At 36.8% G+C, this 23911-nt stretch carries 25 protein-coding genes and 1 pseudogene; 25 read left to right on the top strand and 1 reads right to left on the bottom strand.

The features are described from left to right. Positions 1-11 precede the first annotated feature (11 nt). Genes DWZ44_RS15950 through DWZ44_RS15940 form a run of 3 tightly spaced genes read left to right on the top strand, consistent with a single transcriptional unit; the run spans position 12 to position 5408 of the window. Positions 12-3197 carry a type I restriction endonuclease subunit R gene (locus DWZ44_RS15950; RefSeq protein WP_199608715.1) on the top strand — a complete coding sequence of 1062 codons (3186 nt, stop codon included), beginning with the start codon at positions 12-14 and terminating at the stop codon, positions 3195-3197. Between the two features lie 11 nt (positions 3198-3208). Next, positions 3209-4843: an HsdM family class I SAM-dependent methyltransferase gene (locus DWZ44_RS15945; protein ID WP_199608713.1), complete on the top strand. Its 1635-nt coding sequence runs from the start codon at positions 3209-3211 to the stop codon at positions 4841-4843. Further along, the gene (locus DWZ44_RS15940) at positions 4836-5408 is read left to right on the top strand and encodes a restriction endonuclease subunit S (protein WP_117805315.1); all 573 of its coding nucleotides are present in this window, start codon (positions 4836-4838) and stop codon (positions 5406-5408) included. The genes DWZ44_RS15945 and DWZ44_RS15940 overlap by 8 nt, the downstream gene beginning before the upstream one ends. On the opposite strand, the gene DWZ44_RS15935 is transcribed toward DWZ44_RS15940, so the two are convergent. Continuing rightward, positions 5387-5974 carry a restriction endonuclease subunit S gene (locus tag DWZ44_RS15935; RefSeq protein WP_199608711.1) on the bottom strand — a complete coding sequence of 196 codons (588 nt, stop codon included), beginning with the start codon at positions 5972-5974 and terminating at the stop codon, positions 5387-5389. The genes DWZ44_RS15940 and DWZ44_RS15935 overlap by 22 nt on opposite strands. A gap of 93 nt (positions 5975-6067) precedes the next feature. On the opposite strand from DWZ44_RS15935, the gene xerA reads away from it, so the two are divergent. The 22 genes and pseudogenes from xerA to lepB all read left to right on the top strand — a co-directional run bounded on the left by xerA (position 6068) and on the right by lepB (position 23877). Further along, a complete protein-coding gene (gene xerA, locus DWZ44_RS15930) occupies positions 6068-7051 on the top strand; it encodes a site-specific tyrosine recombinase/integron integrase (RefSeq protein ID WP_117805313.1) in 984 nt (327 codons plus the stop codon). A 12-nt stretch (positions 7052-7063) separates the two neighbouring features. Then, a complete protein-coding gene (locus DWZ44_RS15925) occupies positions 7064-8302 on the top strand; it encodes a restriction endonuclease subunit S (protein WP_117805312.1) in 1239 nt (412 codons plus the stop codon). A gap of 38 nt (positions 8303-8340) precedes the next feature. Beyond that, a complete protein-coding gene (locus DWZ44_RS15920; protein ID WP_199608709.1) occupies positions 8341-9135 on the top strand; it encodes a hypothetical protein in 795 nt (264 codons plus the stop codon). Positions 9136-9177: 42 nt separating this feature from the next. Then, positions 9178-9810, top strand: coding sequence for a GyrI-like domain-containing protein (locus tag DWZ44_RS15915; RefSeq protein WP_117805311.1), 633 nt, complete (start codon positions 9178-9180; stop codon positions 9808-9810). A gap of 35 nt (positions 9811-9845) precedes the next feature. Next, positions 9846-10166 (top strand): TfoX/Sxy family protein, encoded by a 321-nt coding sequence (locus DWZ44_RS15910; RefSeq protein ID WP_117805310.1) that lies wholly within the window; start codon positions 9846-9848, stop codon positions 10164-10166. A gap of 38 nt (positions 10167-10204) precedes the next feature. Beyond that, a complete protein-coding gene (locus tag DWZ44_RS15905) occupies positions 10205-11188 on the top strand; it encodes a helix-turn-helix transcriptional regulator (RefSeq protein WP_117805309.1) in 984 nt (327 codons plus the stop codon). 31 nt (positions 11189-11219) lie between these two features. After that, positions 11220-12320, top strand: a complete 1101-nt coding sequence (locus tag DWZ44_RS15900; RefSeq protein ID WP_243002124.1) for a PDDEXK nuclease domain-containing protein — start codon at positions 11220-11222, stop codon at positions 12318-12320. 1 nt (position 12321) lies between these two features. Further along, positions 12322-12531, top strand: coding sequence for a hypothetical protein (locus DWZ44_RS15895; RefSeq protein WP_117805307.1), 210 nt, complete (start codon positions 12322-12324; stop codon positions 12529-12531). Positions 12532-12718: 187 nt separating this feature from the next. Continuing rightward, positions 12719-13135, top strand: coding sequence for a YjdF family protein (locus DWZ44_RS15890; RefSeq protein WP_117805306.1), 417 nt, complete (start codon positions 12719-12721; stop codon positions 13133-13135). 185 nt (positions 13136-13320) lie between these two features. Then, positions 13321-13896 carry a transcriptional repressor LexA gene (gene lexA, locus DWZ44_RS15885; RefSeq protein WP_015530046.1) on the top strand — a complete coding sequence of 192 codons (576 nt, stop codon included), beginning with the start codon at positions 13321-13323 and terminating at the stop codon, positions 13894-13896. 130 nt (positions 13897-14026) lie between these two features. Continuing rightward, a complete protein-coding gene (locus tag DWZ44_RS15880; RefSeq protein ID WP_008789352.1) occupies positions 14027-14752 on the top strand; it encodes an ImmA/IrrE family metallo-endopeptidase in 726 nt (241 codons plus the stop codon). A gap of 556 nt (positions 14753-15308) precedes the next feature. Next, positions 15309-15896: a sigma-70 family RNA polymerase sigma factor gene (locus tag DWZ44_RS15870; RefSeq protein WP_117805305.1), complete on the top strand. Its 588-nt coding sequence runs from the start codon at positions 15309-15311 to the stop codon at positions 15894-15896. A gap of 105 nt (positions 15897-16001) precedes the next feature. Next, positions 16002-16568: a type II toxin-antitoxin system PemK/MazF family toxin gene (locus DWZ44_RS15865; RefSeq protein WP_015530049.1), complete on the top strand. Its 567-nt coding sequence runs from the start codon at positions 16002-16004 to the stop codon at positions 16566-16568. Beyond that, on the top strand, positions 16555-16761 hold the full coding sequence (locus tag DWZ44_RS15860) for an excisionase (RefSeq protein WP_002594704.1): 207 nt from the start codon (positions 16555-16557) through the stop codon (positions 16759-16761). Before DWZ44_RS15865 ends, DWZ44_RS15860 begins: the two co-directional genes overlap by 14 nt. A 99-nt stretch (positions 16762-16860) precedes the next feature. Beyond that, positions 16861-17088: an excisionase gene (locus tag DWZ44_RS15855; protein WP_002594705.1), complete on the top strand. Its 228-nt coding sequence runs from the start codon at positions 16861-16863 to the stop codon at positions 17086-17088. Beyond that, positions 17054-17335 (top strand): excisionase, encoded by a 282-nt coding sequence (locus tag DWZ44_RS15850; RefSeq protein WP_117805304.1) that lies wholly within the window; start codon positions 17054-17056, stop codon positions 17333-17335. The genes DWZ44_RS15855 and DWZ44_RS15850 overlap by 35 nt, the downstream gene beginning before the upstream one ends. Before the next feature lie 9 nt (positions 17336-17344). Further along, a complete protein-coding gene (locus DWZ44_RS15845) occupies positions 17345-18574 on the top strand; it encodes a tyrosine-type recombinase/integrase (protein ID WP_117805303.1) in 1230 nt (409 codons plus the stop codon). A gap of 322 nt (positions 18575-18896) precedes the next feature. Further along, positions 18897-19373, top strand: a pseudogene (locus DWZ44_RS15840) (lysine--tRNA ligase); the annotation flags it as partial. A gap of 263 nt (positions 19374-19636) precedes the next feature. Next, entirely contained in the window at positions 19637-20521 is an 885-nt protein-coding gene (locus DWZ44_RS15835; protein WP_117714600.1) for a MerR family transcriptional regulator, read from the top strand. Between the two features lie 364 nt (positions 20522-20885). Then, positions 20886-21275 (top strand): helix-turn-helix domain-containing protein, encoded by a 390-nt coding sequence (locus DWZ44_RS19010; protein ID WP_004842237.1) that lies wholly within the window; start codon positions 20886-20888, stop codon positions 21273-21275. A gap of 202 nt (positions 21276-21477) precedes the next feature. Next, positions 21478-23130 carry a PucR family transcriptional regulator gene (locus DWZ44_RS15820; protein ID WP_117805300.1) on the top strand — a complete coding sequence of 551 codons (1653 nt, stop codon included), beginning with the start codon at positions 21478-21480 and terminating at the stop codon, positions 23128-23130. A 195-nt stretch (positions 23131-23325) separates the two neighbouring features. Continuing rightward, a complete protein-coding gene (gene lepB, locus DWZ44_RS15815) occupies positions 23326-23877 on the top strand; it encodes a signal peptidase I (RefSeq protein WP_055169112.1) in 552 nt (183 codons plus the stop codon). The last annotated feature ends 34 nt before the right edge of the window (positions 23878-23911 follow it).

The following is a 23911-nucleotide window of genomic DNA, read 5'->3' as shown; positions in this document are numbered from 1 at the left end:
GAGGTCTGAAGATGGCGGCAAGTGGTAAGAAAAATATGTTTAACGAAGCTACCCGTGTTCAAATGCCAGCAATGGTTCATTTGACACGCCTTGGTTATACCTATTTCGGGAAAATAACTGAAGATATGGCAGGCATAGTATATGACCCTGATACCAATATCTTAATTAACGTTTTCAAGGAGCAGTTCGCACGGCTTAATCCTACCCACGCAGGAGAAGCGGAACAGACATTGAAAACTATTAGGCAGGAATTAGATAATGATGATATAGGACGCAGTTTTTACGAGCGTTTATCGTCTGTTTCGCCTGTTAGATTGGTGGATTTTGAAAATCCAAAGAATAATACATATCATTTTACCGCCGAGTTCACTTGTAAGCGTGACCAAGATGAATTTAGACCTGATATTACATTGTTTGTAAATGGACTTCCACTTGTATTTGTTGAAGTAAAGAAGCCGAATAATCACGGCGGTATGGTTGCAGAAAGCAAGAGAATGAACCAAAAGAGATTTCCTAATAAAAAATTTAGGAGATTTTTGAATATTACACAGTTGATGATTTTCTCTAATAATATGGAATATGACACTATGGGTGGTATTGTTCCGGTTCAGGGGGCATTCTATTGTACGACGGCAAAACAGTCTGCACCGTTCAACTGTTTCAGAGAAGAAAATCCTACAAATTTGGATATTGCACCTTATAATGCAGATTTCCCATATAAGGATATTGACCCGATTGTTGAAAAGAAGATATTGACTGACTTTAATTGTCAGGTTATTCATACTTCTCCGGAATATCAAACAAATTTAGATACCTATACACCGACCAATCGAGTACTGACATCTATGTGCAGTCCTGAAAGATTGTTATTTATATTAAAATATGGAATTGCCTATGTTCGTTTTCATAAAGAAATAAATGGCAAGATAGAGTTTATTGAGCAGAAACATATAATGCGTTATCAACAGATGTTTGCTGCCTTAACAGTAAGAAGTAAGATTGATGAAGGTGTTAATTCAGGTGTTATATGGCATACTCAAGGTAGTGGAAAGACCGCCCTTTCGTATTATCTTACTTATGTTCTTTCTGACTATTTCAGCAAACAAAATAAAGTTGCAAAGTTTTATTTCATTGTTGACCGCCTTGATTTGCTGAAACAGGCTTCAGAAGAATTTGAAGCTCGTGGATTGGTTGTGAAAACGGCAAGTTCCCGTGCTGAACTTATGGAGCAGTTCCGTAACAATCAAGCACAAGAGGGAAATACGGGAAAACCTGAAATTACAGTAGTAAATATACAGCGTTTTGCTGAAGATAGGTCAAAAGTTGACCTTCCTGCGTATGCAACGAATTTGCAGAGGGTGTTTATTATTGATGAAGCACATAGAGGGTATAAACCAGAAGGCTCATTCTTGGCTAATCTTCTTGATGCAGATAAAAATGCAATAAAGATTGCGTTGACAGGAACACCGCTTTTGAAAGAAGAAAGAGAATCTTGGAGAGTTTTTGGTAATTATATTCATACATACTATTATGACAAATCAATTTTAGATGGATATACGCTGAAAATTATCCGTGAGGACATAGAAACTCAGTATAAAGAGCGACTTTCTGAGATTTACGAAAAACTTGAAACTTTGGTAGAAAAGAAAGACGTAAAGAAAAGTCAGATTGTTGAACACGATAACTATGTCAAAGAGTTGCTTAGATATATTATTTCTGACCTAAAGAGATTTAGACAAATTCAGGGAGATAATACGCTCGGCGGCATGGTCATTTGTGAAACAAGTGAGCAGGCAAGGAAGCTGTTTGCGTATTTTGATGAAATTCAAGCAGAACTTAATAAAGACGCTTCTATGAAAAGTCATTTGCGAGCTGGACTTATACTTCACGATAGTGATGACAAAGATACAAGAGATAAGATTATTGATGACTTCAAAAATAATATGACAGTTGATATTCTTATCGTTTTCAATATGCTTCTTACCGGATTTGATGCACCAAGATTGAAACGCCTGTATTTTGGTCGAAAATTGAAAGACCATAATTTGTTGCAGGCAATTACAAGAGTCAACAGACCGTATAAAGAAAACCATTATGGTTATGTCATTGATTTTGCAAATATAAAAAGGAATTTTGAGGAAACAAATGAAGCATACCTCAAAGAGCTGAACCGTTTTAATGACCCGAATGAAGTTGGTGCGGGAAATGAAACAGATACATTCAAACAGGTTATTGAAGACCCGGCAGAACTCATTAAACAAATGCAGGAAGTGCAGCAGGTTCTTTTTAACTACACCACAGATAATGCAGAAGAATTTAGTTCGGAAATATCTACGATTGAGGATAAGCAGGAATTGCTTAAACTTAAAAAAATTCTTATTGCTGCTCGTGACTGTTGTAATTTGGTAAGAACCTTTGGCGATGATGAATTGAAGGAAACATTTGCAAAAATGGAATTAACAAAGTTGCCTTCATTGATTTCAGAGGTGCAACATCATATTGATAACATAAATCAGAAAGAACTTTTTGCAAGTGATGATACCACGAAATTGCTTGTCAATGAAGCAATGGAGGATATTACATTTAATTTCAGCAAAATCAGTGAAGAAGAATTAAAAATTGTCGGTGGTAAAGACGCAGTAACAGAAAAGTATAAAAAGACTGTTCGTGCTTTTACACAGAATATCGACCCTGATGACCCTGAGTTTATTACTTTGCAGGAAGCATTTTTGCTTCGCTTCAAGCAACACGGTTTTGAACCTAAGAGTGTATCTGAGATTGAGGAGCAAGGAAAAGAACTGGAAGATATTCTGAAAAAGCTGGATGAATTGCAGAAGAAAAACACGGTTCTGCTGAGGAAATATAATGGCGATGCGAAATTCGCAAGGGTTCATAAAAGAATCAGGGAAGAAAATCTTGCTCGAAAAGCAGCAAATAAACAGCCGATTGTTTCAGAGTATGATATGTCTATTATGAGTGTTTTGCTTTCTATTAAGTCTGATATTGACCAGAAAGTGTATGACAGAAATGACATATTGAAGAAAGACGCATATTTTGAGAGAACGGTTATGACACAAATAAAAGCAGGCATTGATAAGTTGGGAATAGCGAGTGCTCGTGAGGATAGAGTATTTATACAGAGCAGGATTACAAAACAGTATCTTGACCAGTATAACCAGACTTATTCAGTGGCATAAAGGAGAACACAATGGAAGAAATAAAGACGATAAAAGAAAAAACCATAGAGTTGATAGATGCCTTAAAAGCAACTTGTCAGACCTATGGTATGGGAAACGATGGTAACGAATATAAAATTATCACACAGGTTTTCCTTTATAAGTTCCTTAATGATAAGTTCGGATATGAAGTAAAAAAAGTAAGTCCGGTTCTTAAAAATGCTGAAAAATGGGAACTTGCTTATGCAGAAATGTCAGAAGATGACCGCTTGGATATTTTTGATAGTTTACCGTCAGATATTCCATTACTTAATCCGGAACATCTTATTGCCAACTTATGGAATCAGCAGGCAAAGGGCGATTTTGATTTAATCTTTGACAGCACGATGACAGATATAGCAGATAAGAATATTGATATATTTTCAACTCAGACTGCTCAGAATACAAAAATACCGCTTTTTGAAAAGCTGACACAGTATGTAACGGACGATACAGCAAGAGCACCTTTTGCCCGTGCTTTGGTTGACAAGTTGGTAAACTTTTCTTTTGAAGAAGCATTTGAGAAGCATTATGATTTCTTTGCAGATATATTTGAATATCTGATAAAGGACTACAATACCGCAGGCGGTGGTAAGTATGCAGAGTATTATACTCCTCACGCTATTGCAACGATTATGGCAAGATTGCTTGTTGGTAATGCAACTGATTTACATAGCATTGAGTGTTATGACCCCTCTGCTGGAACAGGAACACTTTTGATGGCTCTTGCTCACAAAATTGGAGAAGATAAGTGTACGATTTTTGCTCAGGATATTTCACAGCGAAGTAATAAAATGTTAAAACTTAATCTTATCCTAAACAGCTTGGTATCTTCTCTTGACCACGCAATTCAAGGAGATACGCTGATTGCTCCATATCATAAGAGTGATAATGGACAGGAATTAAGAACTTTTGATTATGTAGTCTCAAATCCGCCTTTTAAGATGGATTTCTCAGATACAAGAGAACGTATAGCAGCAATGCCTGTTCGTTTTTGGGCGGGAGTTCCGAAAGTACCAGCCAAGAAGAAAGAGAGTATGGCAATTTATACGTTGTTCATTCAGCACGTTCTTAATTCATTGAAATCAACCGGAAAAGGTGCGATTGTAGTTCCTACCGGATTTATAACTGCAAAGTCGGGTGTAGAAAAGAAAATACTACAACATATTGTAGACGAACATATTGTTTATGGCTGTATTAGTATGCCGTCAAATGTATTTGCTAATACCGGAACGAATGTATCAGTATTATTTTTCGATAATTCAAGAAAAACAGACAAGGTTGTACTGATAGATGCTTCAAAACTGGGAGAAGAATATAAGGACGGTAATAATCAGAAACGCAGACTTCGTGATTTTGAGATTGATAAAATTGTTGATACATTCCTTAATAAAGAAGCTGTTGATGATTTTTCAGTTGCTGTTACCTATGATGAAATCAAAGAAAAGAAATATTCACTTTCAGCAGGACAGTATTTTGATGTGAAAATTGAATATGTTGAATTATCACAGGACGAATTTAATGCTCGTATGAGTGTTTATGCAGAGAAGTTACAGGAATATTTTGCAGAGGGCGATAAACTGAAAACAGAAATTATGGAGCAGTTAAAGAAGGTAAAATATGAATAAATGGACATATACAACACTTGGGAAAATATCAGAGATTATTACGGGACCATTTGGAAGTCAGTTACATCAATCGGATTATGTGGAACAAGGAATCCCAGTAGTTATGCCACAAGACATAGATAATAGGAAAGTAAATTATGCATCTATCAATTATGTGTCTAATGAAGATGCAATAAGACTTGAAAGATATAAAACCATAATTAACGACATATTATATGCTCGCCGAGGAGATGTAGAAAAACACGCTTTTATAAAGGAAAAGGATAATGGTGTTTTATGTGGGACAGGTTGTTTACGAGTGCGAATAACAACATCAGAAGTAGAACCAGAATTTATATCTTTTTTTCTCAATAGAGAAGAAACTAGAAAATGGCTTGTTACACACGCAGTAGGTACAAATATGCCTAATTTGAATACAGATATTTTATCTGATGTTCCAATAGCTTATCCATTGCTTGAAGAACAAAGAAGAATTGTTCAAGTTTTAAATAGCCTTGATGAGAAAATTGCTTTAAATAGTGCGGTAAACGATAATTTACCACATCAATCACTGATGGTAGCCTGACCGTTCATCAACATAGGTAAAAGCCAATCTCTAAGAGATGTTAGCTGTTGATTTTCTCTTGTGTTCTCAGAAATAATATCAAACATCGGCATTACTTGACGGTTAAATGCTTCTAATTCCAGCTTTTCAGGAACATAGATAGGTCTGTCTTTAAGTAAAGGCTTTTGCAAATGCTTCAACCCCGTTCCTTGGAAGAATTTTTGGTCAAGTTCAGGCTTGATTGAAAATAACATTAGGTAGAGATAATCCGACATTTCTGATTTTGCAGAAATGCTCCAAGTATCTGTTGAATAGGCGGCTTTACCAACATAAAATTTAACATCAGCGTTACCGCCGGTATTTAAAAAGCAATTTCTACCGTCAACAAATGGTTCGTTCCATTTCAAAATAGTTGCACCGCTTGTAAAGAATGGATATTCGCCATTTGATGTTTTTGCTTCTCCGACCTGAATAGCTGACTTTTCAGCTTCGGTCAAAATGTCTTTTAGTTTAGCATTAGGCTTTTTTGAGAAAAAATTATGCATATAAATATCATAAGCCATTGCTGATAAATTATCGTTTAACATACATCCCATAACTCTTGTGGGTGGCGAGAGTTAAATCAGGGGACTACCCACTCCGTAGTCGTTCTCTAAGTTAAATAAAAGGAGAATTGACTAATGAAACAAAATTTAATTACAGATGTTGTTCAGGCTATGTTACCTTTCTTGAATAACGCACAGACAGAACGCTTGCAAGAGGTATTGCAACATACACTTTTTGATTATGAGGTAACAAAAATTGAAAGTGAAAAAGAAATCTCGGAGCAGAACTATATGGAACTGTTCTTAGCGGCAAAGCGAATTGAGGGCTGTTCCGAGAAATCTCTTAAATACTACAAAACAACTATCGAGATGATGATTGCGACTGTCGGCAAAAGCGTAAAGCATATTGAAACTGACGACATAAGACGATACCTGACCAAGTATCAGGAAAAGAAAAAATCAAGCAAGGTTACGATTGATAATATCCGCCGCATTCTTTCAAGCTTCTTTTCGTGGCTTGAGGACGAGGATTATATACTGAAAAGTCCTGTCAGGCGAATACACAAGGTCAAAATCGGCACGAACATTAAAGAAACATACTCCGATGAAGCATTGGAGCTTATGAGAGATAACTGCACCGAGCCGAGAGATTTGGCGATGATTGATATGTTGGCTTCAACGGGTATGCGTGTCGGCGAAATGGTATTGCTCAACATAAATGATATTGATTTTAACGAGCGTGAATGCATCGTGTTCGGTAAAGGAAACAAGGAACGAGTGGTCTATTTTGACGCAAGAACAAAGATACATTTGCAAAATTACTTGAACAGCAGAACCGACGATAACCCGGCACTATTTGTATCGCTGAAAGCACCGCACGAAAGGTTGAAAATCGGCGGTATAGAAACAAGACTCAGAGAATTTGGAAAGCAATTAGGGTTGCACAAGGTACACCCACACAAGTTCAGGCGTACCCTTGCAACTATGGCGATAGACAAAGGAATGCCCATTGAGCAACTGCAACAGCTCTTAGGGCATAGGAAGATAGACACGACCTTGCAGTACGCAATGGTAAAACAAAGCAATGTAAAAATTGCACACAGGAAATATATAGGCTGACGGAGGCAGATTATGAAATATAGAATGGATGAAATTACAGAATCTTGCTTGGGAAAAATGTTGGATGCTAAAAAGAATAAAGGCGAATATCAACCATATCTTGCAAATATAAATGTCAGATGGGGTTCTTTTGACTTAGAGAAGCTTTCTTTAATGCGATTTGAAAAAGACGAAGAAGAACGATACGGTATAAAATATGGGGACTTGATAATGTGTGAAGGTGGAGAACCGGGGAGATGTGCAATTTGGAGAGATGAACTTCCAAATATGAAGATACAGAAAGCACTACACAGAATAAGACCAAATACCGAATTAGTGGATGTAGAATATTTGTATTATTGGTTTCTCTTATCAGGTAGAAATGACCTGCTTAGACGTCATTTTACTGAAACAACAATAAAGCATTTACCGGGCGAAACATTAAAACAGTTAGTCATAGATTTGCCAGATATGAAAACACAAAAGGGTATTTCTTCGGTTTTGCGAGTTATTGATAAGAAAATCACAGTGAATGAGCATATAAACGATAATTTAGAGCAGCAACTTATGCTTTTATATGATTATTGGTTTACCCAATTTGATTTTCCTGATAACGACGGCAATCCTTATCAGACTTCCGGTGGGAAAATGGTTTGGAATGATACTTTGAAGCGTAATATTCCTGAAAATTGGAAAGTTCAATCTGTAATTTCAAACTGTTTATCTTCCATAATAAAACCCGGAGTCGAAATCTTTAATACAAAAACATACTTAGCAACAGCCGATGTTAAAGGTACTTCTATTTCAACAGGAACTATTGTTGATTACGACGGTAGAGAAAGTCGTGCTAATATGCAACCAAGTATAAATTCTGTATGGTTTGCTAAAATGAAAAATAGTATTAAACATCTTTACCTAAACAAAGAAATGCAACCTATTATTTCAAGTTCTATTCTTTCAACAGGATTTTGCGGATTACAATGCAACGAAATCAGTTTTGAATATATTGCTTCTTATGTTTCAAATGCATATTTTGAAATTCATAAAGATATGCTTGCTCACGGAGCGACTCAAGAAGCTGTAAACAATGATGATTTAGCAGGCGTTCACATTATTATTCCTGAAGATACAGTTTTACGTGCTTATCACGAAACTACTCAAGCTATATATGCACAAATAAGTAAAAATGTTTGCGAAAATCAAGAACTTGTTAAACTTCGTGACTGGTTGCTACCTATGCTAATGAACGGTCAGGCGACCATCAGCGACTGATACGATAAATTATCGTTTACAGTAGAAGGAGAACCTATATGATGAGTGTTTCAGATTGGATAAGTATTATTTGTGCGGGAGTTGCTTTAATAGTCACGGTTATTATTGCAGTCCTGCAAATAAGACAAAGCAACCGTATGGAGAGGTTTGAAAAAAGGCAGGACAAGCGTGATGAGCAACGTCATCAAGAAAGTGTAAAAGCACAAGCAGTATCATTCATTTCTAAATATTATAAGGACAGAGGGCTTATTCCGTTATGTGCAATAGCCACGATGTATAATGATTTGTTTTATTACAATAGAGAGATGTATAGAGAATTTTGCTGTTGTACTAAAGAGGTTCAAAATAGAATTTTGGAATATTGTGATTTGGATTTACGAGTCAGTGAGTACAATATTTATGAAAAGTGTTTGGTTGCAATAAAAAGTGTGCTAAATAAACGCTTCCCTGATGATAAAAGTGTTTTTTACGATGGAGGGAAGTATTTTACTCGTAGCTTAGAATACTATGCTGATAAACCAATTCCACATCAAGAGTTTGAATATCAAAATCATATTACAGATGTTTTGGCTAATGCGTTTAACAGCAATGACAAAAAGGAAACACCAATTCAGCAGTTGTCGGTGGAATATAGTTTTGGAAGTTGCAAAGAAATAGAGGCGTGCCAGTTGGTTACTGTTATAGCAGAGTTTGCAGCAATCTATGGGAATAAAAATAAAAACATTGATAAATCATACGGTTCTCCGGGAGGATACGATGGAGAAGTTATAGAAACAATGGAAGATTTATTCCTTTTAGCTTTATTTGAAATATATACAAATTGTGTTTTATAAATTATAAGGTAAGTAAAATGATTTTTCAGAGAGGATAAACGAATGGCATTTGATTTTAAGAAAGAATATAAAGAGTTCTATATGCCGAAGAATAAGCCGCAGATTGTGACAATTCCAAAGGCAAATTATATAGCGGTAAGAGGTAAAGGAAATCCTAATGAAGAAGGCGGAGAATATAAAACTGCTATTGGTGTTTTGTATGCTGTTGCATATACTCTCAAGATGAGCTATAAGACGGATTACAAAATAGAAGGATTTTTTGAATATGTTGTACCACCGCTTGAGGGCTTTTGGTGGCAGGACAATGTTGAAAGTATAGATTATACCGATAAATCAGCTTTCAACTGGATTTCTGTTATTCGTCTGCCTGATTTTATTACAAAGAAAGATTTTGATTGGGCGGTAGAAACTGCTTCAAAAAAGAAAAAGATGGATTTCTCTGGTGCAGAGTTCTTGAGTATTGACGAAGGTTTGTGCGTACAGATAATGCATATAGGAGCTTTTGATGATGAACCTGCAACCGTGGCAATGATGGATAAATATCTTGAAGAAAACGGTTATGTAAATGATTTTACTGATGAGCGACGCCATCACGAAATTTATTTATCAGACCCAAGAAAAGTTGCACCGGAGAAATGCAAAACGGTAATAAGACACCCGATAAAGAAAGCATAAATTGAGTAAAATGAAATTAGGTCAGAGGACAACTAATGGCATCAAGTAAAGAATATCTGGAATTTGTATTAGAGCAGTTGGCAGAATTGGACAAGATTACTTACCGTGCGATGATGGGCGAATATATTATTTATTATCGTGGTAAAATTGTCGGCGGAATTTATGATGACAGATTACTTGTAAAACCGATAAAATCAGCAATTTCATATATGCCGACAGCTACTTATGAATTGCCGTATGATGGGGCAAAGGAAATGCTGCTTGTAGAAGATGTGGATAATAAGAAATTTTTAACAGGACTATTTAATGCAATGTACGATGAATTACCAGCACCTAAGCCTAAAAAGAAAAAGTAGACAGATACTATTGATGGAGCGATAGGTATATAAAAATTATGGAAACAAAGCCAAGGATTTTATATTTACAAAAGATTTTACTGGAAAGAACCGATGAAGAAAATCCTCTTTCCACAACACAGTTAATCAATATATTGAATGATGAATACGGAATATCTGCACATAGAACTACTGTTACGAAAGACATTGCTGCACTTCAGGAGTTTGGCATGGACATTGTTACTATCCATTCTACGCAGAGCAAATACTTTGTAGCCAGCCGCAAGTTTGAACTGCCGGAACTGAAACTGCTGATAGATGCAGTGGAGTCATCGAAGTTCATTACAAAGAAGAAAAGCGAAACTCTGATTGAGAAGATACATACGATGACCAGTCCGGGGCAGGTGGCAAAGCTGAAGCGTAATAACTATGTGGTCAATCGCATTAAGCCGGATAATGAGCAGATATATTATATCATTGACGCTATAAACGATGCCATCAACGCATGTAAACAGATTTCTTTCCAGTATTACGATTATACCGGATTAAAGAAAAAGGTTCTGAAGAACAAGGGCGAAGTGTATAAGCTCAGTCCGTATAAACTTCTCTGGTGTGGGGACTATTATTATGTTATCGGATATTCTGAGAAGAAAAGCAAGGTTATCAATTTCAGGGTAGACCGTATTGCTTTAAAACCTGAGATATTGGATAAGGACATTATCCCAATGCCTGATGATTTTGATATTGAAAATTTCACAAAAGAAGTGTTCTTTATGTTCTCAGGCGAAAAAGTTCTTGTGGATTTACGGTGTGATAACAGCCTGATGAAAACAATGGTTGACCGTTTCGGAGAAGATGTGACAACCCTTGCGTATGATATGACTTCTTTCAGAGTACAGACCGAAGTATCAGCCAGTCCTACCTTTTTCGGTTGGGTGTTTGGCTTTAATGGCAAGGTACAGATACTTGCACCGGAGAGTGTGAAAGAACAGTACGGACAGATGATTGCAAAAGCCGATGAGGATATGCAGGAAAGCGAATAATTAAAAAATGGAATCCAAAGGAGCGATGGCTATGGAGAATAAATTAGAAAAAACCGGTCAAAATAGTTTTATGGATAATTTTGTTAAAACCGATGACATCTTAAATGATATGTGTGGGATTATTGAGTCCTCACAAAAAGCTGCATATCAGGCGGTCAATATTGCACTTGTTCAAAGGAACTGGCTTTTAGGATACCGAATTGCGGAAGAAGAACTTGGCGGACAGGAACGTTCTGAATATGGACTTCAGATTATAAAGAAACTGTCAAAAGAATTGACAAATCGTTATGGCAAGGGATATGACAAAGGTACTCTTTATCGTTGCTTAAAGTTTTACAAGATGTTTCCAGAGATTGTTGCCTCAGTGAGGCAACAATCTGGAGCAATACTTTCGTGGACTCATTATCGTATTTTGCTTCAGGTAGAAGATAAGGAAGCTCGTGATTGGTATGAGAAAGAAGCCGCAGAACAGACTTGGAGTGTCCGTACTTTGCAAAGGAATATTTCTTCTCAGTATTATTACCGTATGCTCAAAACTCAGAAAAAAGAGCTTGTAGAAAGTGAAATGAAGGAACTGACTGCATCGTATCAAAATGATAAGTTGGAGTTTATCAAAAATCCGGTAGTTGCGGAGTTCTTAGGATTTTCGCAGAATACAGATTTTACAGAGAGTGACCTTGAGAAAAGTATTCTTTCCAATTTGCAGAAATTCTTGATGGAGCTTGGAAAGGGATATGCTTTTGTGGCAAGACAGCAGCATATTCATACGGAGAAGCAGGACTATTATATTGACCTTGTGTTTTACAATTACATATTGAAATGCTTTGTCCTTATCGACCTGAAAACAGAGAAGATAACACATCAAGATGTAGGACAGATGGACATGTATATCCGTATGTATGACGAACTGAAACGCAGTGAAGGCGATAACCCAACAATCGGTATTGTTCTTTGTTCCGATACGGATGATGATATTGCCCGTTATTCTGTTATGCACGGCAATGAACAATTATTTGCTTCCAAGTACAAATTATACCTGCCGACAAAAGAAGAACTGAAAGCGGAGATTGAAACTCAAAAGGCAATGTTCTATCTTCAGCAGCAGGACAATGAAGAAAAGGAAAACGAATAGAATGAGCAAATATAATTCGCTATGGGAATATGTGAGAGATAATGGTAATTCATCTTTAAAGATGACATTTGAGCAAATTAAACAGATTGCAGGAATACCAATCGACCATTCTTTTTTGAAGTATAAAAAGGAGCTTACGGAATATGGGTATAAGGTCGAGAAAATATCTATGAAAGGACAAACTGTTATCTTTAATAAGATTGATTTATAACTACAAAATAATAAATAGATATATTGTGTGGTAATGCACTTTATATAATTGCAGGATAAAAACGCAATGCACATCGTATGATGTGTTAGAGCTGGTAGGTAGCCCAGCCGTCTGAAAAACATTCAGGTAAGTAACCTGCCCTCCGGGTTGTCCGTTCTTGCAAAATACATTTTAGGAGGGTTTCGTTATGGACGAAAGTATCGGAAAACTGACAGTGTATTTTGATGACCCATTTTGGGTTGGTGTATTTGAGCATATAGAAGATGAAAAATTATCTGTATGCAAGATTACATTTGGAGCAGAACCAAAAGATTATGAAATATTGGAATTTGTTCTGAAATATTACAGTCAGCTCAAATTCAGTCCGGCTGTTGATGTGACGGTCAGAAAGGAAACGACAAATCCAAAACGAATACAAAGGGAAGCACGAAAGCAGACCGTTGAGTGTGGTATTGGAACAAAGTCGCAACAAGCCTTGCAACTGCAACGAGAAGAACATAAACTGATGAGGAAAACAATCAGTAAAGAGAAACGAGAAGCAGAAAAGCAACGCAGATATGACTTGAAACAACAGAAACGAAAGGAAAAGCATAGGGGCAGATAATGCCCCTATCTCTTTTGGAAGTAGCAAATGATTGAGGTGTTAGCAAATTGCGACACCTCTTTTCTTTTGCGAAAAACCTACTTGAAAAATTTTTCGTATCAGGTATAATAAAACTATCGAAAGCAGAGTGCTTCCGATAGAAAAGAAAGCGAGGTGCAGGTATGAGAAGCAAGAGTCCTGAACTTATGAGTGAGATAAAAAAGTATATCGAGGATTATTACCTGCAAAACAGACAATCCCCATCGACTACAAAGATTGCTGAAGCGGTTGGTATTGCCAGAGGTACAGCATACAAATACTTGGTAGAGATGGCTGAGAAGAATATGATTGAGTACGACGGGCAGGAGATTCGTACCAATGTGACCCGTAAGTACAGTGGCGAACAGACACAGACACCGATTGTGGGTTCTATTCCTTGTGGCAGTCCTCAGTATGAGGAAGAAAATATTGAAGAATATGTATCACTTCCTACTGCTATTTTCGGCAAAGGAGATTTCTTCATATTAAGAGCAAGTGGTCAGTCTATGATTGAAGCAGGGATTGATGACGGCGACCTTGTGGTTGTCAAAAAGCAGGTAGAAGCCAATGAGGGCGACATAGTAGTTGCCCTTGTGGATAATCAGAATACATTGAAACGCTACTTCCGAGATGATGAGAATAAGAAAATCATCCTCCATCCGGAAAATAAGAAGATGAAAGACATCATTGTAGATGAGTGCTGCATTCAGGGTGTGGCTTGTCACATCATCAAAGAACTATAACAGAGGACAGACGAATGAGAACACTTGAAGGAATTCGCTATCTAATCAATTTGGATAGTGCGGAAATACAACAGAACTTTGCCGGAGGAGTTGCACCGCCGGACAAGGTGGAGTCGGAGGTGGACACAACTTGAGTATTTATATGTCAAGAGCCGAGTTGGAAGAAATCAGCGAAGGCTTGATAACAGCTTATGCTAATAAGTTTAGCAATCGAGTGATTCAATCCATCGACATAGAACATTTCATTACAGAATTTCTTATGTTACGAATTGAATACGCTTCTTTCGCAGAAGATGATGCAGGCAGGATTGGTTTTCTGGCAGATGGAGCAACACCACTGCTGGTACATCAGGACGGAAAAATTATTCCCTTTGTTTTCCCGAAAGATACCATCGTACTTGATAAATTTCTTCTTGCCGAAAAGGAGCAGGGACGTCGCAGGTTTACAATGGCACACGAAGCGTCACATCATATCTTGAGTAAGATGTATGCAATGCCGAGTGAAGGACGCTTTCATGCAGAGTATGACAGTGAGCGTAGTTATTCCAAAGAGGAACTGGCTCAGATGTTTGCGTCTGTTGAGTGGCAGGCAGATACAATGGGAGCTTCGCTTCTTATGCCGAGAAGAATTATTGAAAATGCCTTGGCGAAATATAATCAGTCAAATCCGATAAAGGTTTATGGCGATAATACCATTACGTCAAAGGATAAAGCAGTTATCCGTAGAATGGCAGCTTATATCGGAGTATCTTATACAGCCTTGGTTATCAGATTGAGAGATATGGGACTATTTGAGTATCACAATATCCTTGAGTACATTTCCAATGAGTTAAATCTGGGAGGTGTTTCGCAATGAGATTACAGACTCAGGTAGCACCTGAAATACAAAAGAGGTTGCTTCTGTCAAGAGTAGAAGCAGAAAGCCTGAAAGAGCGTGATATTCTCTGCCCGACTTGCGGGTTTAGGATACAGAGAGTTTTTTCAGACGCAACCGGACATTTGAGTGTGAAGTGTCAGAAATGCAAGAATGTCCACATCTTAAATCTCGCTTACTTCCGAAGAATCCGTAGGAATGGATATGGCAGGAATTGCAGGCGATGAAGATTATAAGTAAATATCGAAACGATTTCTAATCGAGTAAGCGGAGATAAGCAATTTATTTGCTAAACTACCAAGCACCGTACGAAGCCGGATAAGTGAAGAATAGAAATATTCTTTGCTGTCCAGATTCGACGGTGCTTTTTTTGTTGCTGTTTTATTCGATTATGCTTCGTGCAGTATTAGGTCTTTTCCCTTACTTGGGAAAGGACTTTTATGTTTTATAACGTATGGCAGTGCCAGATAGCTGAGTACCCGTAATCTCCGAATTTTGAAACTTATCAATTTTTCAAAATTCAAAGGAGATTACGAAAATGACAAACAAACTTACATTAACAGAACAAGAAGAATTATTTGCAAAGGATTGTAAACTGATAAACCTTAAATACGAATATAACGGTTATACCGGAGATGAAAGATGGGCGATTATTACGGAATTATCTGTAAAAGAGCTTTGGGAGAAGTATCCCCTTGTTATAGAAAGATATTCTCCGTTTGTACATCTTTCCATTGCACAGGGAGAGGTAATTGACGATGCAAACCGAAATGAGGACAAGTATGCAAAGAGAAGCAGTCGCACACTTGACTGCTATGGATATGACGATGAAATGTCCTCACAGTTCCATAAAGAACTTGCCATTATGTTTGACGACCCGTTTGAAAAAGCAGAGGAAGAAAGGCTTGAACTGGAAAGAGAAGAATTGCGTCAGTGTGAAATCAGGAAAGCAAGAATAGCACTTTCAATGTTGCAGCCACTTCAAAGGGAACGTCTTATGAAGAATGTGTGCTGCGGTCTGAGTTCCAGAGCGATTGCAAAGCAGGAGGGCGTATATTACAGCTCCGTAGATAAGTCTATTGCAGCGGCAAAGAAAAACTTTATCAAATTTTATGAAAATCTCTGATTTTGGGTGTGCATTTCATACCCCTTTGTCCAAATGAGTGAAGGGGTTATTTCATTCCGGATACGAATGACACTTTAAAAATTAGATTCTTGTGAGGTTATGTATATGAAAGAAAAAATGATTTGTCGTGGGGATTTATTCTACTATGACTTTGGAGATAACAGTGGTTCAGTACAAAGCGGAGAGCGTCCGGTGCTTGTCGTTCAGGCGGACGATTATAACCAGAATGCTCCGACGATTATTGTTGCAGCGGTTACAAGTGTAATCAAGAAAAGATATTTGCCATCGCACATTATTCTCGGCGAGGAGTTTGGACTGAAGAAACCGTCAATGGTTCTTCTGGAGCAGATACGGACAGTTAATAGAGAGGATTTGCGTGAATACATAGGTACGGTAGATGACGATAAACTTTTCAGACAGATAAATGCAACTTTGAAAAAGACTTTTGGACTTTGGGTTTACAAGCCGGAGGGAAAAGAAAATATTCGCTGCCTATGCCCGAAGTGCCTGAATGATTACATTCACAATCCAGATTATATTGTAAGGCGACTTGACCCATTTGCAAAGCGAAAAGACAGATGTGATAAATGTGATGGGGATGGTTGGGATTATGTTGTTACCGACAGATATTCGTCAAAGAAAGAAAAGAGGGGGAGCAATGACAGAAAATAAAATCATTATTCCTATCTGGAAGAAGTCCAATCTTACAGTAGAAGAAGCCGCAGCTTATTGTGGGATTGGTTCAAGAAAATTAAGAGAAATGTCCGACTCGGAGTTTTGCCCTTTTGTTCTTTGGAATGGAAGTAAGCGACTGATTAAAAGAAGAAAACTGGACGAATATCTTGATAATGCGTATTCGATATAGCTGATTTGTAAAATGTGCGATGGGTCGGTTCGCATAATAGGCTCATCGCCATTTTTTAATTATCATAAGGGCAGAAAAAAACAAGGAGGTGCTTCCGTAATGGCAGATACAGAAAAGATTATCCGAAAAAAATATGATGTGCCGATATGGCATAAGTCTAATTTGACGATTGATGAAGCAGTTGAATATTCTGGTATAGGTAGAGAAAGACTGAGAAAACTGACAAGCCAAGAAGAATGCCCATTTGTTCTTCATATAGGAAATCGTCGAATGATTAAGAGGAGGATTTTTGATGAATACATTGAAAAACTTACTTTCCTTGAATGATGATGAACGCTTACTTGCCGAAGTAAGAACATATCAGGAAAAACTCATAAGCAATGCTGAAGAACCGATATGGGAAAGAAAGTGGCTGACAATCGAAGAAGCCGCAGCATATTCCGGTATAGGAAGAACGAAGTTGCGTGAGTTATCTAATCAAGCAGATTGTCCCTTTGCAATATGGATAGGCAATAAAATCCATATTGTGAGGGAACGACTGGACAAATATATAGATAAGCAGTTTAGAATTTAGGAGGATACAATGGCGACAAAAAGAAAAGATAAATCAAGGGTTGTTCTGAAAACCGGAGAGGTTCAGAGAAAAGACGGTACTTATCAATTTAGCTGGCAGGACAGCCAGATGAAAAGAAGATTTGTTTACGCAAGAACTTTAGATGACCTGAGAGAAAAAGAGAAGCGTATTCAGAAAGATAAATGTGATGGTATTAAGACCGAAGCACGATACACAACCATTGATGAATTATTTGACCTTTGGGCAAATATGAAAAGAGGGCTGAAGAATAATACCTTTGAAAATTACAAATATATGTACAATACTTTTGTGCGACCAGTGATTGGAAGTAAAAGAATATCAACGCTGAAGAAATCGGATATTAAGAAATACTACAATTATCTTGTTGATGAAAGAAATTTGAAGCCTTCAACGATTGATAATATACATACGGTTCTTCATCAGGTTTTACAGATTGCTGTCGATGATGACTTTATCAGAAATAACCCGTCAGATAATGTGTTGAGAGAATTGAAAAAAGCACATTGTTTTCAGTCGGAAAAGCGTAGAGCGTTGACGAAACCGGAGCAGGAGCTATTTCTGAATTTCCTGAAAACCCACCCTGTATATGAACACTGGTATCCGGTCTTTGCAGTAATGATAGGAACTGGACTTCGTGTGGGAGAAGTGACTGGATTGAGATGGTGTGATATTGATATGGAAAGTGGAATGATTGATGTTAATCATACTCTTGTATATTATGACCATAGGACTGAGGGAAGTAAAAGCGGCTGTTATTTCAATGTAAATACAACGAAGACTCTGGCGAGTATGAGGCAGGTTCCAATGCTCGGTTTTGTGAGAGAAGCATTTGAACAGGAGAAACAGAAGCAGGAAGATTTAGGACTTCATTGCGAGGTCACGATTGACGGATATACAGATTTTATTTTCATCAATCGTTTTGGTCAGGCACAGCACCAAGCCACACTCAACAAAGCAATCCGAAGAATTATCCGTGATTGCAATGATGAGCAGTTCTTGCACAGTGATGAACCTGATGTGTTACTTCCTCATTTTAGCTGTCACTCGCTTAGACATACATTTACAACAAGAATGTGTGAAGCTGGAGTAAATATAAAGGTTATTCAAGACGCACTTGGACATTCAGACATTTCAACCACACTGAACATCTATGCTGATGTTACAAAGGAAATGAAAGCGGCAGAGTTCAAAGGATTGGATAGCTACTTCATAGTATAATATTGGACTTTACATACGGAGAGAGAACATACAGAGTGTTGTGTGTTCTTTTTTCTTGTTCTGAAGCAGGAAAAGATAAGGCTGCGTTACTTTGATGTGGATTGACATTGTAAATAAGAGAAGTTATAATTTCTTGTATATGACTATGCTCTTGCATATACTACTATCGTCCTACATCATTTACATCATATTTTACATCATTTGCCCGCAAAGTGACTCAAAGTAGAGCAAAAATATGAAGTATGGGGGATAATTGGAATATGGAGAATTTAATAGTATTAACACCAGCTTGGTCGAGTATGAAAGAACCACAAAAAAGCTCCCGACAATGAAGTCCTTAGATGGTGTAAATAAGAAAAATGATGTAAATAATACAGCTTCTGAAGCACCTGAAAAAAATGTAAAAACTGAGTCTGAAAAGATTGATTTTTCTAAGGTAAAGGTAGAGCCTTTATTTGAGGAATTTGTTGATTTTGATACATTCAGTAAGTCAGATTTCCGTGCAGTAAAGGTTAAAGAGTGTGTTGCAGTACCGAAGTCAAAGAAACTGTTACAGTTTACTCTTGATGACGGAACAGGCACAGACAGAACCATTTTAAGCGGTATTCATAGCTTTTATGAGCCTGAAGAACTGGTTGGAAAGACGCTTATCGCTATCACAAATCTTCCACCGAGAGCGATGATGGGCATTGACTCTTGCGGTATGCTCCTCAGTGCTATCCACGAAGAAGAAGGCGAAGAAAAGCTCCATCTTCTGATGGTTGATGACCATATTCCAGCAGGTGCAAAGCTCTATTAAGATGATGTAAAGATGTACCGTTTTACCGAATAGACGGGACGTACTTCATTTGATAAAAAACTAAAAAAACAGCGATTTACATCAAACTTACATCAATTGATGCAGAAATCGGTGCAAGCAAGAAAAAATCGCATAATTGGCAGAATGAATGGGCAGTCCTGAAATCGGGATTGCCCATTTTTAGAAGAAAGACGAAAAACTCTTGACCTGCACGCAGCGTATACGCTTATACTATCAACATAAATCATAAGGAGGTGCATCGGATGTTATTAAATGAAATTATAAATGAGGTTGGAATGACAAAGCGTGCAGTTAAGTATTATGAAGAAAAAGGATTGCTGTCAGTGGATAAAGATAACAATGGTTATCGTAACTATACTGCACAAGATGTTGAAACTTTAAAAAAGATTTCAGTATATAGAAAACTCGGTATTAGTATTAAAGACATACAGAGCCTTTTGGAAACTGGCGACAAAAGTATTCTTCTTCGTATTTATCAAGAAAAAGTGCAGGAAAAAGTTTTAAAAGACTCAGAACTTGAAGCTTTGAAGCAATTTATAGATGATGGTGACGCAGACAAAGCAAATGAGGCACTTGATTATCAAACCGTTGAAAATGCAATTGAGTCTTTGCTACCGGGAAAAGAATGGGGAGATTATTTTAAAAGTCATTTCAAACCATTTCTTAATGTAAGGTTGAAGACTCTGGAACAGAAGCAGGCACTACATAATATATTAGAATATTGCGATGAAACGACATTGAAAGTTCCTTTTATTATGGGAATAGGTGCGAAGATGATAGGTGGGATTGCACAAGAAACCAGAACCGCAGATGAGATGATAGCCTATTATCGTGATATGAGTGAAAGTGAATATGAAAGACTAAAAGAAAAAGTATGGAAAGGTGCTAAAATGAAAAACGGTATAATGAAATACCATCCAGCATTTATTGCACAGAGAAAAATGCAGAAAGAGTTACAAAATAAAGGATATAACGATATATTCATTCCTAATTTAATGGTTCTGTCTCCAACGTATGCAGAATATAAGAAAGCGTTAGATAATGTGAACGATAGAATGTGTAGAGAACTTGGACTGTATTATGATAGCAATTATAACTTAGTTATTAAAAAAGATAATTCTAAGTAAAAGTTAAACTACCCTTTGGGAGAGGAGAAATCCTTTTCTCAAAGGGCTTTTTCTATTTATACGGATATTCGCAAACTACAAGATAAAGCCAAAACTTCATATATACTGACAATATCAACAGAAGCCGGAGAGAGGAGCTGATCGTGGTGTAAGATAAAATTCCCATCCTGATAGGTAACTGCATAGATAAAGTTATCTATCAGGATTTTTTGAGTTATAATATCATTTTTTAACAACATGTATTTGACAGATTTCCTCGTAGAAAGTATCATAAATATATGCAACAACTGAATATCGTGGACTGTCCAGCTATATTTTTTTACTTGAATAGTCTTGCGTACAAGAGTATATAATCAATAAATAAATGTCTAATAAATCTTCTGGTCAACAGGTACAATATTGGTATCATAGACTAGAAGAGAGGTGTATATACTTGTGTGTGGAAGAGTATATTCCGTTAAGAATTGCGGAACTATGCCGGAAGCGAGGATATACAAAATATAGGTTAGCTCAGCTTACAGGAATAACGCAGACGGCTCTGGGAAATATGCTGAATCAGAAGAGTATGCCGACGATGGCTAATCTGGAAAAAATATGTGATGCTTTTGAAATTACAATCGCACAATTTTTTTCAGATGATGAAAGCAGATTGGATCTGACAAAAGAGCAAAAAGAAATACTTGAGATTTGGGATGGCTTGGATGAGAAGGAAAGAGAAATTTTTATGACTTTTATCCGCAGCCTGAAGAAGTAATGGACAGTTCGACAAAGATGCGAGCTGTCTTTTTTATTTGAATCTATATAAAATATGCATTTTATACGCATGAAGAAATTGACAGAAAATTTTGGGGGGGGGGTATAATTATACTGTATACTTATGCCACTTTTGAAAACACAACATCAGATGCTGGTACAACCAAAGTAGACAACAAAAGACGAATTTGACGAGGTGCTGAATGGCTTATACGGTAAAACAATTATTAGAATCGAAACAATTTCCTGATATGAGATTAGTGACATGTAAAGAAAATCTGAATCAGGAAATTAAAGGTATACGAATTATCGAAATAGAAGATATGGAAAGATATCTGACTGGAGGAGAGCTTCTTCTTACAAATATGAAAGTGTATTTCGGAGAAACGGACAGAGAGTTTCGGAAACATTTGAATGAACTGGAGAAGAAACAGGTCAGTGGATTTATTATAAAGCAGCATCTGGACATGGTACAGAAAGTCAATTATTATGATATTTTATTAAAGTTTTGTTCGGAACGTAATATTCCAGTGATAGAAATTTCGGAAGATGAGTATTATTGGGGTATTATAAAATATGTTATTCTGCAGATCTATGATGAAAATATCGCACGGTTGATTTATTTCAAATTGACACACGACAATATTTCTAACATGTTATTGGATGGAGAGAATTTTGAAGATCCAACTAAAAATATTTTGTTTCTATTGTCTTCTATGATTGGCAATCCGGTAGCGTTATATTATAGTAACTTAACTTGCTGTGCGTCCACAACGCAGGATCTGTCTGATTTTGTATTTGAGAAAAATGTTGAGAAATATAAACCGGATATTGTTACCAGATTTGAATACAAAAAACAGAGAAAAGAGCATACGCAATATATTACAAAAATACATGTGTTAGGTCGGGTAGAAGTTTATTTGGTAGTCACGGAAGTGAATATGCCATTAACAATACTGGACTATATGGCATTGGAAAATGCTGTTTTTACTTTACAGTATAGTTTTATGGAAACATATGCTCGAAATGAGATAGAAAAAAAATATCAACGAGATATTGAATATAGCTTGCTTAATGGTTTATTAACGGGCGATGAATTGAGTAAAGCTGCAAGAATGCTAAAATTGGAAGATACAGATCAATATTGTGTGGTAAGTTTTCATACGATTTCAAGCAATAGCGAAGATTATTATACAAAAGAAGAATTAGAAGAAATCGGAGTGATAGAAGGCGAGATTCAGAGATTACTTCCGGATGAACATATTTACCGGAATCTGAATCAGATTGTGTGTATTCATGAAATTAAGCCTGGGGAAACACAAGCAGGGTTCCGGGAAGAAATGGAAAAATTATATCAGACAGTACAGAAGCAGATTTTTCACAGAAATAAGACAACGGATTTTCAGATTGGCATTGGAAGTATTGTTAATGGATATGGAGATTTGAAAAAATCTTTTAAGGATTCAAAGAAAATCATAGACTATATGGATATGCTCAGATATCTCTATGGTGATAAGAATATATCGGTAGCCGATTTTTCTAAGCTCGGTTTTTTCCAGATTTTTGAAAAAATCAAAAATCGTGATGAACTGATGGAATATGTGCCAGAGTCACTTGTGAAATTATATTGGTATGATAAAGAACATGATGGAGAACTGATTGAAACGTTGCAGGCGTATCTGGACTGTGATAAGAGTGCGAATAAAGCAGCTGAAAAACTCTATGTAAATTATCGTACTCTTTCAGGGCGATTGAAAAAAATAAAAGATATTTCCGGCATTGATTTCAAGAATTCTGCTGAGATGCTGGCTGTTAGAAATGGAATCGTTTTATTCAAAATGGCAGAAACACTGTAATTCAAAGAGAAACTATATCTCTATGGTATGGTTTCTTTTTTTGCGAAAAACCGATAACTACAAATTTTTTGTAGCAAAACGTGAAAATATCTTCCTATTCTCTGTATTATTTTTGCAAAAAACAAGTGCTATACTTTAACCAGTACATAAAAGGATACCTTGATTATCTAAGTTGATATGAAGCAGGAATGAATCATGAAAAAGAAACAGGTTGAGAAAGAACAGAATAATGAGAAACAGCTTCCCAGACAGGAAACGACACTGGGAGAAGATATCTTTCAGCTGTTATTGAAGATTGTTCTTATCATTTTGGCGGTCATCCTTGTTTTTACATTTATGTACGGGATGGCGAGAATCAATGACGTATCTATGAAACCAGCAATAAAAGATGGTGATCTGGTCATGTATTATCGACTGGACAAGCGTTTTGTGTCCGGTGATATTGCAGTATTTAAGAAAGATGGCAGAACAACCACAGGCAGGGTCGTAGCAGTCGCAGGTGATACCGTAGATATAACAAAAGACGGTTTGATGATTAACGGCGCTACGCAGATTTCACAGGATATTTATTTTGACACCACACAGTTTCAAAATGGAGTTGACTTTCCAATCACTGTTGGCGAAGGTCAGATATTTGTACTGGGTGATAACAGACCGGAGGCGTCAGACAGCAGAATCTATGGCTGCATCAATATTAAAGACGTCAAAGGAAAAGCGATTGCGGTTATTCGAACCAGAGGACTCTAATCCCCTCCTTCGTTAATCAAATAAAAACAAACAA

Source organism: Blautia sp. AF32-4BH (assembly GCF_003460565.1).
In the GTDB taxonomy this organism is placed as follows: Bacteria; Bacillota; Clostridia; order Lachnospirales; family Lachnospiraceae; genus Fusicatenibacter; species Fusicatenibacter saccharivorans.
The sequence above is the reverse complement of the archived record's forward strand: the minus strand, read 5'-3'. Positions and strand labels throughout refer to the sequence as shown.